The 13,769-nt window shown below is 64.0% G+C and carries 15 protein-coding genes; 9 read left to right on the forward strand and 6 right to left on the reverse strand.

The features are described 5' to 3' along the window. The first annotated feature begins 10 nt into the window (after positions 1-10). Positions 11-619, forward strand: a complete 609-nt coding sequence (locus DTX69_RS00535) for a DUF2889 domain-containing protein (RefSeq protein ID WP_119299540.1) — start codon at positions 11-13, stop codon at positions 617-619. A gap of 132 nt (positions 620-751) precedes the next feature. Here DTX69_RS00535 and DTX69_RS00540 read toward each other — a convergent pair whose 3' ends face one another. Then, complete coding sequence (locus DTX69_RS00540; protein ID WP_322090868.1) at positions 752-1,123, reverse strand: BolA family protein; 372 nt, start codon at positions 1,121-1,123, stop codon at positions 752-754. On the opposite strand from DTX69_RS00540, the gene DTX69_RS00545 reads away from it, so the two are divergent. The 7 genes from DTX69_RS00545 (at position 1,095) to DTX69_RS00575 (ending at position 8,644) form a co-directional block, all read left to right on the forward strand. Then, the gene (locus DTX69_RS00545; protein ID WP_284735465.1) at positions 1,095-2,021 is read left to right on the forward strand and encodes a DMT family transporter; all 927 of its coding nucleotides are present in this window, start codon (positions 1,095-1,097) and stop codon (positions 2,019-2,021) included. The genes DTX69_RS00540 and DTX69_RS00545 overlap by 29 nt on opposite strands. A gap of 59 nt (positions 2,022-2,080) precedes the next feature. Continuing rightward, positions 2,081-2,740 (forward strand): J domain-containing protein, encoded by a 660-nt coding sequence (locus DTX69_RS00550; RefSeq protein ID WP_119299541.1) that lies wholly within the window; start codon positions 2,081-2,083, stop codon positions 2,738-2,740. A 134-nt stretch (positions 2,741-2,874) separates the two neighbouring features. Next, the gene (cobS, locus tag DTX69_RS00555; RefSeq protein WP_119299542.1) at positions 2,875-3,870 is read left to right on the forward strand and encodes a cobaltochelatase subunit CobS; all 996 of its coding nucleotides are present in this window, start codon (positions 2,875-2,877) and stop codon (positions 3,868-3,870) included. A gap of 13 nt (positions 3,871-3,883) precedes the next feature. Beyond that, complete coding sequence (gene cobT / locus DTX69_RS00560; protein ID WP_119299543.1) at positions 3,884-5,755, forward strand: cobaltochelatase subunit CobT; 1,872 nt, start codon at positions 3,884-3,886, stop codon at positions 5,753-5,755. Between the two features lie 51 nt (positions 5,756-5,806). Beyond that, complete coding sequence (locus tag DTX69_RS00565) at positions 5,807-6,217, forward strand: hypothetical protein (protein WP_119299544.1); 411 nt, start codon at positions 5,807-5,809, stop codon at positions 6,215-6,217. 124 nt (positions 6,218-6,341) lie between these two features. After that, a complete protein-coding gene (gene recQ, locus DTX69_RS00570) occupies positions 6,342-8,135 on the forward strand; it encodes a DNA helicase RecQ (protein WP_284735466.1) in 1,794 nt (597 codons plus the stop codon). A 134-nt stretch (positions 8,136-8,269) separates the two neighbouring features. Then, a complete protein-coding gene (locus DTX69_RS00575) occupies positions 8,270-8,644 on the forward strand; it encodes a hypothetical protein (protein WP_162916469.1) in 375 nt (124 codons plus the stop codon). Between the two features lie 6 nt (positions 8,645-8,650). On the opposite strand, the gene DTX69_RS00580 is transcribed toward DTX69_RS00575, so the two are convergent. The 4 genes from DTX69_RS00580 to DTX69_RS00595 form a co-directional block, all read right to left on the reverse strand. Continuing rightward, positions 8,651-9,442, reverse strand: a complete 792-nt coding sequence (locus DTX69_RS00580; protein WP_119299547.1) for a phosphodiesterase — start codon at positions 9,440-9,442, stop codon at positions 8,651-8,653. Positions 9,443-9,447: 5 nt separating this feature from the next. Then, on the reverse strand, positions 9,448-10,236 hold the full coding sequence (locus DTX69_RS00585; protein ID WP_284735467.1) for a dienelactone hydrolase family protein: 789 nt from the start codon (positions 10,234-10,236) through the stop codon (positions 9,448-9,450). Positions 10,237-10,340: 104 nt separating this feature from the next. Continuing rightward, a complete protein-coding gene (locus DTX69_RS00590; protein WP_119299549.1) occupies positions 10,341-10,796 on the reverse strand; it encodes a metallopeptidase family protein in 456 nt (151 codons plus the stop codon). 73 nt (positions 10,797-10,869) lie between these two features. Beyond that, complete coding sequence (locus DTX69_RS00595; protein ID WP_162916471.1) at positions 10,870-11,613, reverse strand: substrate-binding periplasmic protein; 744 nt, start codon at positions 11,611-11,613, stop codon at positions 10,870-10,872. A gap of 226 nt (positions 11,614-11,839) precedes the next feature. Between DTX69_RS00595 and DTX69_RS00600 the strand changes: the two genes are divergently transcribed. Continuing rightward, entirely contained in the window at positions 11,840-13,078 is a 1,239-nt protein-coding gene (locus tag DTX69_RS00600) for an aromatic ring-hydroxylating oxygenase subunit alpha (RefSeq protein WP_119299551.1), read from the forward strand. Here DTX69_RS00600 and bioD read toward each other — a convergent pair. Then, complete coding sequence (gene bioD / locus DTX69_RS00605) at positions 13,036-13,710, reverse strand: dethiobiotin synthase (protein ID WP_119299552.1); 675 nt, start codon at positions 13,708-13,710, stop codon at positions 13,036-13,038. The genes DTX69_RS00600 and bioD overlap by 43 nt on opposite strands. Positions 13,711-13,769: the final 59 nt, after the last annotated feature.

Consider the following 13,769-nt stretch of genomic DNA (forward strand, 5'->3'; position numbering starts at 1 on the left):
GGAGATCATCATGGCGAATTCCACGAGCGCCGAACTGAGCGCGCCGGTGGCGCGCGAGGCGCAGCATTTCCGGAACTACCAGTTCGCGGGCTACCGTCGCACCGATGACCTGTTCGACATCGAAGGGCGGATGACGGACACCAAGAGCTATGCTTTCCCCAATGAGTGGCGCGAGACCATCGACGCGGGCGAGCCGATCCACGACATGCGCATCCGCCTGACGTTGGACGAGCACTTCGTCATCCGGGATGTCGAATGTGTGACAGCGGCTGGCCCGTACGAGATCTGCCCGGCGATCACACCGGCCTTCGCGGCGTTGAAGGGCGAGCGCGTGGGCCGCGGCTGGTCGCGCATCCTGCGCGAGAAATTCGGTGGGCGGAACGGCTGCGTACATCATGTCGAGATGCTGCGCGCGATGGCGACCGTCGCCTTCCAGACGATCTACGGCTGGCAGGAGCGCCGGAAGCGCGAAGCGGGCTTGAGCACGAGCGAGGGCCCGCCGGACCGCGAGACTGCGCCAGGACGCAGGCCCGGCTTCATCGATTCCTGCCACGCGCTGGCGAGCGACGGTGAAATCGTGCAGACGCACTTTCCACAGTTCTACGAAGAGCGAAAGTAGTCACTTATTCTTCGTCACCCCGGCCAAGCGCAGCGCGAGGCGGGGTCCATCCATCAACCGCTCGTGCGGCGGAACAATGGATCCCGGCTCAGGGCCGGGATGACAGAACGGAGACTATGGCGAGAGCACGGCTCACGTCGCCGGCGCGTTTGCGGTCAGCGCGAGCGCATGCACCGGACCGGCGAGTTCTTCCGCCAGCACCTCGTAGACTGCGCGCTGGCGTTCGACGCGGGACTTGCCGGCAAACGCGCTTGCAATGATCTCAACACGGAAATGCGTCTCGCCGCTTTCGCGCCAGCCAGCATGACCGTGATGCTGGTTTGTTTCATCGATGACGTCCAGCGATTCCGGCTGGAATGCCATGCGCAATTTGCGTTCGATCCGGTCGGCAACCTGGCCCATAGTGCGGCCCTCAAAACTGGAAACCATAGTACGATTGCCTAGCAGGCAGTCCAGCCAATACGCAAGACAGCCTTTGAACGATTCAGCGATTTCTTCCGTCAAGACCAGTGTTCCCCTGTCCCGCGGCACGGCCTATGCGGTGCTGGCCGCGCTGGTGCTGATCTGGGGCGCCAACTGGCCGATCATGAAGATGGTCGTGCAGGCGATGCCGCCGCTCTGGTTCGTGGTCACGCGGCTTGCAGTCGGCGCCATCTGCCTGTTCGCGCTGCTGCTGGCAACCGGGCGCCTGGAGAAACCGACGCGCGCCGACTGGCCGGTCATCTGCTCGGTCTCGGTGTTCCAGATGTGGCTGTTCATGGGCTTGACGACCATTGGCCTGCAGTTCGTGCCGGCTGGCCGATCCGCGATCCTCTCCTACACCACACCTTTGTGGGTGCTGCCGGCAGCGATCCTGGTGTTCGGCGAGCGATTGACACGCTGGAAGCTGCTCGGCATGGCGCTGGGGCTTGTCGGCCTGGTCGTGCTCCTCAATCCCGCCAGCATCGACTGGTCGGATCGAAATGTGCTGATCGGGAATTTTCTGCTGCTGATCGGCGCCGGCATGTGGGCGATCGCGATTCTGCATACGCGGCGGCACCGCTGGCATTTGTCGCCGCTGCAGCTCGCGCCATTTCAAATGGCGCTCTTGATCGTGCCGGCCTGCTTCGTTGCATGGGCTCTTGAAGGGCCGTTCCGCGCCGAATGGTCGTGGCAATTGGTCGCCATGCTCGTGTATAATGGGCCGCTTGCAACCGCGTTCGCGTTCTGGGCGTCGGTGAGCATTCAGCGTGCGTTGCCCTCGACCACGGTATCGCTGTCCTTCCTTGCCGTGCCCGCGTGGGGCTTGATCGCATCGACTCTGTGGCTCGGCGAAGCATTGCCGGTGAGCCTCATTCTTGGGGGCGTTCTGATCCTGCTTGGTGTGGCCGCGATCGTGATGGGCGACGCGCGGCGCCGCTGACCTGCGGCCAGTTGCGCCTTTTCCTTGCTTGTGGCGCGGTCAATTCCCATACTGTGACGATGAGCAGAGTTGGCACTCAAAATGTGCGGCAAGGCGCGGCGACGCAATCGGCGCCCGGCGAGGGCGCGCGCAAGCGGCGGCCGCGCTTCTATGAGCCGGAGACGCCGCCGCAGCCGACCCATTGTCAGCATCCCGATTGCGAGCTGCCCGGCGTCTATCGCGCGCCGAAATCGCGCACGCAGCTCAACGAGTATTTCTGGTTCTGCCTGGACCATGTGCGCGACTACAACAAGGCGTGGGACTATTACGCGGGCATGAGCCAGGCGGAGATCGAGCGCCACGTGCGCAACGACGTGGTCGGCGGACGGCCCACCTGGCCGCTGGGCAAGTGGGGCTCTCATGGGCCGCGCGGGCGACCCTATACAGTGCATTCGGAGTTCATTCCGGAGGACGTCGCGGAAGCGCTGAATGGGGCCCATGCCAAGGCGCAGCGCGAACGCGAGATGCGCCGGCGCAATGCCAAGCTCAGCAAGGAAGAGCAGGCATTGGGGGTGCTGGACTTGACCGCGCCGGTCACCATGCAGGAGATCCGCGCCCGCTACCGGGCGCTGGTCAAGAAGCTGCATCCAGACGCCAATGGCGGCGACAAATCCGCCGAAGAGCGGTTGAAGGTGGTGAACCAGGCCTACAGCACGCTGAAAGCCGCGGCACTTGGTTGAATCGGGACGATTTCGGCCCATATTCGCATTGCAGGGTTGACGCTGGCGCAATTCCCCACGTCGGCTGTGGCCTAGCCGGATTGACCGGAATCCGGTAAAACCAACCCGCAATCAAGGAAATCAGGATTTTGGAGATGGCGAATATAACCGCCGCGCCAGCGGAAACTTCAACGTTGCCCGACATCACCATTTCGGTGCGTCAGGTCTTCGGGCTCGATTCCGAGATGCAGGTGCCCGGCTTCAGCCAGAAGACCGAGCATGTGCCGGATGTCGATGAGAGCTATCGCTTCGATCATGACACCACGATGGCGATTCTGGCCGGCTTTGCCTACAACCGCCGTGTCATGATCCAGGGCTATCACGGCACCGGCAAGTCGACCCACATCGAACAGGTGGCGGCGCGCCTCAACTGGCCGTGCATCCGCGTCAATCTCGACAGCCACATCAGCCGCATCGACCTGATCGGCAAGGACGCGATCGTGCTGCGCGACGGCAAGCAGGTGACGGAATACCGCGAAGGCCTGCTGCCCTGGGCGCTGCAGCACCCGACCGCCCTGGTATTCGACGAATACGATGCCGGCCGGCCGGACGTGATGTTCGTGATCCAGCGCGTGCTGGAGGTCGAAGGCAAGCTGACGCTGCTCGACCAGAACCGCGTCATCCGCCCGCATCCCGCCTTCCGCTTGTTCTCTACCTCGAACACGGTGGGGCTTGGCGACACCACCGGCCTCTATCACGGCACCCAGCAGATCAACCAGGGCCAGATGGACCGCTGGAACATCGTCGCGACGCTGAACTATTTGCCACACGACGATGAGGTCGGCATCGTTCTGTCGAAGTCGCCGACCTACGACAACGACACGGGCCGCAAGACCATCAAGGCGATGGTCAGCTGCGCGGAGCTGACGCGGGCCGGCTTCATCAACGGCGACATCTCGACCGTCATGAGCCCGCGCACTGTCATTACCTGGGCCGAGAATACGCGCATCTTCGGCGATATCGGCTTCGCATTCCGCGTCTCGTTCCTCAACAAGTGCGACGAGCTGGAGCGCCCGGTCGTGGCCGAATACTTCCAGCGCTGCTTCGGCACCGACCTGAAGGACGTCGTGGGCAAGGTGCAGCTCGCCTGACGCGGTTGGTGCAATGACGAACAAGCCGGCCAACGCGATCGAGGAGTTCCGCCGCGCGACGGGCGCGACGATGCGCGCGATCGCGGAACGCAACGACCTGCAGGCGACCTTCGCCCCCGGCCCGGCCGCCTTGCTGGGCAGCGAGGCGCGGCTGCCTCTGCCCTCCAAGGCCCTGCCCGCCGGCGAGATGGCGCAGACCCGCGGCGAAGCAGATGCGATCGCGCTGAAGCTCAAGCATCACAATGCGCGGGTCCATGCCAAGGAATGCCCGAAGACGCCATTGGCGCGCGACGTGTTCAACGCGGTCGAGCAGGCGCGCTACGAGGCGATCGGCTCCCGCAAGATGGCGGGTGTGAAGCAGAACCTGCGCGCCGCCCTCGAGGAGCAGTGCCGGATCAAGGGCTATGCCCGCGTCAACACGCGCGAGGAAGGCAACCTGGCCGAGGTCATGCGCCTGATGGTGCGCGAGGCCTTGAGCGGCGATGCCGTTCCGGACTCCGCGCGCGCCATGGTCAATGCCTGGCGCACCGATTTCGCGCAGAAGGTCCTGGACGATGTCGCGGGGCTCAAGGACAAGCTCTCCAACCAGCGCAATTTCGCGAAGGCCGTCCGGCGCCTGCTCGCCGATATGGAGCTTGAGCAGACCGACGAGGAGCTGGAGAGCGAGCGCGACGACCAGGAGGACCAGGACCAGCAGGACCCGAACAAGCAGCAGCAGCCGCAACAGAAGAGCGGCAAGCAGCAGCAATCCGAATCCACGACCGAGATGGACGCCCAGCAGGAGGCGGAAGCCGAGGCCGAGGAGATGGATTCGGGCGAGCAGGAAATGGAGATGCCGGCCCAGGGCGGCGAGGAGCAGCCCGGCAATCCCGGCCGTCGCAATGACGAGCCGATCCACAAGCGCCGCAACGAGCCGGCCTACAAGAGCTTCACCACCCAGTTCGACGAGCAGGTGGAGGCGCAGGAGTTGTGCGATCCGGACGAGCTCACGCGCCTGCGCGCGCTGCTCGATCAGCAGCTGCATGCGTTGCAGACGGTGGTGGCGAAGCTCGCCAACCGGCTGCAGCGCCGTCTGCTCGCCAAGCAGAACCGCTCCTGGATCTTCGATCTCGAGGAAGGTTTGCTCGACAGCAAGCGCCTGCCGCGGGTGATCGTGAACCCGGACCTGCCGCTCTCCTACAAGCGCGAGACCGATACGGAGTTCCGCGACACGGTCGTCACGCTCCTCATCGACAATTCCGGCTCCATGCGCGGCCGGCCGATCACGGTTGCCGCCATGACCGGCGATATCCTGGCGCGCACCTTGGAGCGCTGCGGCGTGAAGGTCGAGATCCTCGGCTTCACCACGCGCATGTGGAAAGGGGGGCAGTCGCGCGAGGCCTGGATCAATGCCGGCAAGCCGGCCAATCCCGGGCGGCTCAACGATCTGCGCCACATCGTCTACAAGGCCGCCGACGCGCCGTGGCGGCGCGCGCGCAAGAACCTGGGCCTCATGCTGCGCGAGGGCATCCTCAAGGAGAACATCGACGGCGAGGCGCTGCTCTGGGCGCACAACCGCCTGATCCAGCGCACCGAGCAGCGCCGGATCCTGATGGTGATCTCCGACGGCGCGCCGGTGGACGATTCAACGCTCTCGGTCAATCCGGGCAACTACCTGGAGCATCACCTGCGCGAAGTGATCGACTGGATCGAGACCAAGTCACCGGTCGAGCTGCTCGCGATCGGCATCGGCCACGACGTCACGCGCTACTACCGCCGAGCCGTCACCATCGTCGACGCCGAGCAACTGGGCGGCACCGTGCTGGAACAGCTCGCCGCCCTGTTCGAAGAAGACGCCGGCGCCAAGGGCCGCCAGGCCGCGCGGCGCTGGGTGATGGCGCACTGATATCAGCAGCGCCGGTAACGCGCGCTGCGCTTCAAGTTTGGGGGATTGCCAATGGCCCGCATGTCTGATGCCGCATGGCTCATGGGAGCAGTCGCGGCAGCCCTGCTCAGCGGCTGCGCTTCATCACAGAACGCGGGAACGGGCTTTCCGGAGGTTTCCTCCACGACTGCCGTTTGCCGCGGCAATCTCCGTGCATTCGGAGAAGAGCCGTCACAAGCCGCCTCGCTGAGTTGCTCCGGTGTCGAGCGCCGTTATGTCGCCCATGCAGACAGCATCGCCCACCGCTATTCGCGCTGTGCGCATACATTCGAATCGTCGGGCAGCACGGGCAGCGGCACGATGACCTGCAGCAACGGCAGGTCCGGCCCGCTCACCTACGACAGGACGGACCCGGCGAACATCAAGGTAGCCGCGATCCTTGATGACGGACGAGAGATGGCCTTCACACTGCGGCAGGAGTGAGACTGGCCAAAGGCCGCCAGGCAGTTGCCGGCTCGCGCCGTTGCGCGGTTCGGCCGAGATGACAAACCTTGTAGTGCGCAGGTAGTCGATGACCCGGCGCTGGCGTTCGGGTAATCTCCGCGCCATGACGACTTCCGCCCAAATCCTCCATGACATCTTCGGCTATACATCCTTCCGCCCAGGGCAGGAGGAGATCATCGATCTCATCCTCGCGGGCGAGAATGTGCTGGCGGTGATGCCGACGGGATCCGGCAAGTCGTTGTGCTACCAGATCCCAGCCCTGATCCTCGAGAAGCCGACCATCGTGGTGTCGCCGCTGATGGCGCTGATGGACGACCAGGTCGCCGGATTGCGCGCGGATGGCGTGGAGGCGGCGTGCATCCATTCGGGCATGAACCGCGAGGTGCAAATTGCGGAGTGGCGCAAGGTCACGTCCGGCAACGCCAAGCTGCTCTATCTGGCGCCAGAGCGGCTGATGACGGACAACATGCTCGCGGCCTTGCACCGGCTCGATCCACATCTCTTCGTCGTCGACGAGGCGCACTGCATCTCCAAATGGGGGCCGAGCTTCCGGCCCGAGTACGAACAGCTGTCGCGCTTGAAGGACCTGTTCCCGGATGCGCGCATCGCCGCCTTTACGGCTACGGCCGACAAGGCGACGCGCGCGGACATCGCGCGGAAGCTGTTCAAGGGCGAGAGCCGCACCATTGTGCACGGATTCGACCGGCCGAACCTGCGCCTGGGCGTCGCGCACAAGACTCATTGGTCGCGCCAACTGCTGGCATTCCTGGCCGACAAGAAGGGGCAGTCGGGCATTGTCTATTGCCTGTCGCGCAAGTTCACCGAAGAGGTCGCCGAGTTCCTCCAGGAGCAGGGATGGAATGCCATCCCCTATCACGCCGGCCAGGACGCCAACGTGCGCAAGCGCAACCAGGACCGCTTCATGAGCGAGAACGAGGCGGTGATGGTGGCGACCATCGCCTTCGGCATGGGGATCGATAAGCCGGACATCCGCTACGTCTGCCACTTGAACCTGCCGGCCAGCATGGAGGCCTATTACCAGGAGATCGGGCGCGCGGGGCGCGACGGCGAGCCGGCGGAGACGATGCTGCTCTACGGCTATGACGATCTCCGCCTGCGCCGGACCTTCATCGAGGAGGAAGGCAAGGACGAAGAACACCGGCGGCGCGAGCATCGGCGGCTGGATGCGCTGATCGCCTATTGCGAATCGGCGGAGTGCAGGCGCATCGCGTTGCTCGGCTATTTCGATGAGAAGACGGGACCGTGCGGGAATTGCGACAATTGCCTCAGCCCGCCGACTCTCGTTGACGCGACGCGGCAGGCGCAGATGCTGCTCTCCGCCATCTATCGCACCGGGCAGGCTTTCGGCGCCGGCCATGTCGTCGACGTGCTGCTCGGCGCCGAGACCGACAAGGTGCGCGAGCGCGGCCATGACCGGCTGCCGACCTATGGCGTGGGCAAGGAGTTTCCGAAGCAGTACTGGCAGTCTCTGGTGCGCCAGGCGGTGGCGGGCGGGCAGATCGCCATCAACATCGCGAAATATGGCGGGCTCGAGATCACCGAGCGCGGACGCGCGATCCTCAAAGGCGAGATGCCGTTCTTCTTTCGCGAGCCGGGCAAGAAAGCCGCGCGCGCATCGCGCCGTGCTGCGCGCGCTGCAGCCGGCATCGGCGGCGATGTCGATCCAGCGCTGTTGGCCAGACTGAAGGCTCTGCGCCTCGATCTCGCCCGCACCCAGCAGGTGCCGGCCTATGTGGTGTTTCCGGACGCGACACTGATCGAGATGGCGCGGGTCCGCCCGACCTCACTGGACGAAATGCGCCAAATCGGCGGCGTCGGGCCGCGCAAGCTGGAGCAGTTCGGCGCGGCCTTCCTGACAATCACCCGACCAAGCTGACCACAAACTGCGTGAACTCGCACAATTTCTTCCAGTTACTGTGATAGTTCGCACATTTTATTAGCATTTTTCGTGTTACCTCCAACAACGCCAGATCCTACTGGCTTTCGGCCGATGGCCGTATGGAGGAACGCATGACGCTATCCACAGCACGCGTGATCGGGCTGCTGACCTGTGTCGCCGGCATTGCGGGCGTGACTGCACCCGCTTTGGCGAAACCGGGCTTCGCGATCGTCAGCCTGTCGCCCCAGAAGTTCGTCAGCAATTGCCAGAGCATGGGCGGGACCAGCTCGCAAGCACCGGGCGGCGGCATCCGCTGCACGCTCCCGAGCGGTCAAACGGTCGACTGCTCGTTCAACACGAATGATGGCAGTGCGGTCTGCCAGTGGACCAAGGATCTGCCGCCGAAATCCGCCAAGGCCCTGATGGGCGATGTGCCGCCCGACAGCCTCGCTCCCACCACCAGCAAGCCGCCCAAAGCGACCGACGCACCGAGTACCGTGAACTGAAGACGGCTAGAACGGATACGGTCCATCGTATTCGCCGACATAGCTGAAATGCGTGACCAACCCGGCGCCAGGCCGCCACTGGTGCAGGGCGACCGCTGGCGGATCCATCGAATACATCAAGGGCGCATCAGGCGAGAGGTCGAGCGTCGCCTGGTGCGCCGTGCTCGGCGCGACCGAAGCGATGGTGCCGGCCCAGCGCATCTGGATCGGCCGATGGACGTGGCCGCATAGGATGCGCTCGATATTGGGATGATCGCTCACGATCGCCGCCAACCGATCGGCGCCGACATTGAGACGTGCCTCGTCGAATTCCTTCATGCCGCATTCGAACGGCGGGTGATGCATGAAGAGAATAGTTGGCCGATCGGATTCGCCGAGCCGAGCTTCCAGCCAGTCGAGCCGCTCTTCGCACAATTCGCCGTGCGGTGCGCCCGGCGTCAGCGTGTCCAGCGCGATCAGGCGCACTGGCTTGTCATCGACGACGTATTGGATAAAGTCGCCGGACGGCAGATAGCGGTGCTCCGCGAAGACAGCGCGCAGTGGATCGCGCAGATCGTGGTTGCCAGGGATGAGATAGACCGGCATGCGGAGCGGCGCCAGCAGCTCGCGAAAATGCGCGTATTCCTCCGCCATGCCGGCATCGACCAGGTCGCCAGTCACCAGCACGACGTCGGGCGCGGGACGCAGCGCGGTGAGATGCGCAACGGCCCGCGCGAGGTGACCGGCTGTATCCACGCGGCCCATCGCCAGCACGCCCTTGGGCCGGATATGCGTGTCCGAAATCTGTGCGATCAGCATCGACGCTATCCAAGTGTCGATTTGAGGAAGGCGACGGTGCGGTCCCATGCTGTGCGCGCATCGGCGGCATCGTAGTGATCGCCGGTGGGATTGGCGAAAGCGTGGTCGGCGTCGTAGCGGTGCACCTCCAGCACCTTGCCGGCCTGCTTCATCGCCGCCTCGAAGCCGTCCACCATCGCAGGATTGATCCACTGATCCTGGTTGGCGAACTGGCCGAGGACGGGCCCCTTCAGGGACTTGAGCTCATCGGGAGAGCGCGCGACATTGCCGTAATAGATCACCGCGGCATCCAGCGGGCGATCGAGCGCGGCCTGCAGCGCCATGCCGCCGCCGAAGCACCAGCCGATCGACGCGACCTTGCCGGTGCAATCGGGATGCTGGCGCAGCCAATCGATCCAGGTCGACATGGCCTCGCTCGCCTCCGCCGGCACCACCCCCTTCATCAGTTTCTCCGCATCCGCCGGCGTGCTTGCGGATTTGCCGCCATAGAGATCGACGGCGAGCCCGAGATAGCCCTGCTTGGCGATCTCCGAAGCAACCGACTTGATCTGGTCGTTGAGGCCCCACCACTCGTGGACCAGCATGACTGCCGCGGCCGGTTTCTGGTCCGGCACCGCAAGCGCGGCGGAGACAGATCGCCCCGATGGCGTCTTGGTGGTGACGGTCTGCAGCGACGCGGCTGCCCTGGCGACTTTCGCCGGATCGGCGAGCAGCGCGGCCAGCGATAGCCCGGCGAGGCCGACCACGACCTGCCGGCGCGAGGAAGACTGGATGGAACTGGATTGCGGTTTCATGACATGCCCCATCTCGCGGGTTTTGCAGCGGCGGCATGGTAGTGCCGTCAGCGCAATGCGGCCAAGAGGATCATTGTCGGCGTGCAATCATGCACGCGCGCGGCTCAGGCATTCTCGGCGGCCGCAGCCTCGATGCGGTCCATGTCCTCGTCGGAGAATCCAAAATGATGCCCGATCTCGTGGATCAGGACGTGACGCACGACGGCGCGCAGGTCGTCATCCCCCTCGCACCAGTAGTCCAGGATCGGACGGCGGTAGAGATGGATGATGTCGGGCTGATGGCGGATATCCATCGTGCTCTGCTGGGTCAGCGGGATGCCCTGATAGAGGCCCATGAGATCGAACGGCGATTCGATGTCCATGTCATCGAGGATCTCGTCGTCCGCGAAATCCTCCACCCGGATCGCGACACCGACACAGCGGCTGCGCAGCTCTTCGGGGATGTGCTCGAACTCCTGATAAGCGATCGATTCCATCTCCGCCAGGCTGGGCGGTGACCCCAAGTCGCGCGGCTCGTCATAACGGTCGGTCAAGCGGCGTTCCCGTCCCTTGATGTACATTCCGTCATCCTCGTGCCTGCCATGCGTGGCACGGTCATGACGTCAGGAGCGTAGGCTGGGGAGGCGTACCCGTCTAGCGGAACGTGACGTGGTACCGATCGAGGATGAGCTGGATCGAGCCGTCCTTCGCCATCGCGGACAGGCTCTGGTTGAAGCCTTGCATCGCCGCTTCGGCGCCTGGCATGGCGCGGCTGAGGCAGAAGTAATAGGGATTGTGGCGGATTTCCTTGTAGGCGATGCGGCCGGTATGCGGATCCGACGCGATGAAGTGCTTGGTCGTGAGTTCGTAGCCGTAGAACAGATCGACATTGCCGGCAACCAGCATGTCGAGCGCATTCTTGTCGCTCGAGGTAGCCTCAACATCGGCGCCAGCGTCAATCAATTCAGACTCCAGATTGTAGCCGCCGACGGTCGCCACTTTGTGACCCCTGAGATCGGCGATCGCCGCGATACCGGACAACACATCCTCATTGCGGGCGAACAGCCCCACGGAAACCGCGCCTAATCTGTCGCTGAACAGGAGCTTGGCCTCGCGCTCCTTGGTGTAGGAGCAGGAGCAAAGCCCGTCATAGGTTCCGCGTTCGGCCATCTCCAAGGCGCGCTTCCAGGGCATGAACGAGACCTCAACGGACTGTCCCATGCGCTTCAGCGCCTCGGAAATGATGTCGACGTCGAAGCCGGCGAGGCCATCGTCGACCGGATGGGCGATCTTATGCGGCGGGAAATCGTTGCAGGCGAGGCGCAGGCTCGACTGGCTTGCCAAGCCCTCCGCCACCCAGGCGCCTGCGCCCAGGATGAAGCCAAGCAGTCCAATCATGAATGTCGCGTAACGCATCTGCACCCCGCAAGCAGCTGACCGGGCGATCTTGTCCCGAGATGGTTAAGGAAGACCTTCCTGCGTACCTTCCAAGGCCTTGAATCGCTGCGGCAAATCGACAGAGGCGATCCGCGTCTTGACCTTCGGCAGGGACCTATGTTAAATGATCGTTCAATCAATATATCCGTAATTAATAAACAATAACAACTGCATAGGCGGACCCACAATGAACAGCTTCATCGACATTCGCCACCCGGAACGGATCTACGAGACCGAGCCGCTGCCGGCCTGGACCTACCTCAATGCAGAACTGCTGGAGCTGGAATATGAGCGGGTGATCCTGCCCTCCTGGCAGTTCGTCTGCCATCAGAACCAGGTGCGAGAGGCTGGCGATTTCGCGACGCTCGATCTGTGGCGCGACAGCATCATCGTGATGCGCGGCAAGGACGGTGTGCTGCGCGCGTTCCAGAACGCCTGCCGTCATCGCGGTGCGCGCCTGCTGGACGGCGATGGCACCTGCAAGCATCGCATCACCTGCCCCTATCACGCCTGGTCCTATCAGTTCGACGGAAAGCTGGCGGCAGTACCGTCGGAGAAGACCTTCCCCGGCCTCGACAAGTCGCAGCTTGGCCTCAAGGAGTTGGAGCTGGAGATTTTCTGCGGCCTCGTCTTCGTGCGCATCGCGGGCGGCGGTCCATCGATCAGGGAGCAGTGGGGCGAGCTTGCGCAAGAACTGGCACCCTATCGCATCGAGGAAATGGTGCCGGCCGTCGGCGTGCAGATCTCCGAGGAGTGGGCGTGCAATTGGAAGGTCGCGCTCGACAACTACCTCGACAACTACCATGTGCCGTTCGGCCATCCCGGCCTCAACCGACTGATGGACAATGAGCTTGCCTGCACGATCAATCGGCACGGCATCTCTTTTTCGAAGAGCGCGATCCGCGCGCGCGAATCACATGTGTGGTCGGAACGCATGTATCAGCGCCTGGCGCCTCGCGCCTTTGCCAACTTGCCGGAAGACGTGCGCACGACGTGGCTGTTCGGCTTCATGCCGGTCAATATCGGCTTCGACGTGTTCCCCGACAGCATGGACATTTTCCAGATCCTGCCCAAGGGCGCGACGCGTTGCGTCATTCGCACGCCTTTGTTCGTGCGGCCGGATGTGCGGCGGGAAGCACGAGCGATGCAGTTCCTCGCCAACCGGATCAATGCCCAGATCGGCCACGAGGACAAGGCGCTTTGCGAGCGCGTTCAGGCCGGCCTTTCCAGCTATCAGTATCAGGCGGGACCGCTCAGCGAGTATGAGATGCCGGTGAAGGACATGCATGCACGCCTGCGCGCCGCCTGCCCGATCGTGACCCTGAAAGAGCGGCCGATGGATGGGACGTTGTGCCGCTTGAACCAGCAGATGATCGAAGGTGCTCAGCCGGCCAGCAGCGTATCCGCGATGATGCCGGTGGCTTGAGGCGAGGCTCCGCGCGGCAGGAAATAAACCGGTACGGCCGCCCATCGCCGGGTCAGGGCGAGGGCGTTTTCCGCCAGCGGGACAGTGGCGCCCTCGGTTTCACTCATCACGACGAGACGCACGTGAACCCGTCGCGCGTCCAGCACGCTGAGGGCCGTCAGCGAATGGCTGATGGTTCCGAGATAGGAGCCGGTCGCCAGGATCACGGGCAAACGGAGATCGGCCATCCAGTCCAGCATCGTGCGATCTTCGGAGAGTGGCGACATCACGCCGCCCGCCCCTTCGATCAGCGCCACATCGTGATCGCCGCGCAGGAAGCGGCGGCAGGCAGCGAGCACCGCCCCGTAATCGACGCGCTTGCCTTCCTTCTCTGCGGCCGCATCCGGCGACAGCGGCGCTGCGAAGCGCCAGGGTGAAATAGCATCAAGGGACTGTGGCGAGATCGGCTGGTCCAGGGCCGCCAGCAGCTGTCCCGCATCGCTCTCCGCCGCCTTGGCGGGGTCGAATCCGGAGAGGACGGGCTTGAAGGCGCCAACCTTCAGCCCCTCCGCGCGCCAAGCCCGGATGAGGCTGCAGGCCAGATAGGTCTTGCCGATGTCGGTGCCCGTGGCAGTGATGAAAAAGGCGCGCATGGCTCTGCATCCTAGACCTTCACCCGTCTGTCAAGTTTGCTAATGTCTCGAACCGCGAC

The organism is Dongia deserti, from assembly GCF_003574735.1.
Lineage (GTDB): Bacteria > Pseudomonadota > Alphaproteobacteria > Dongiales > Dongiaceae > Dongia_A > Dongia_A deserti.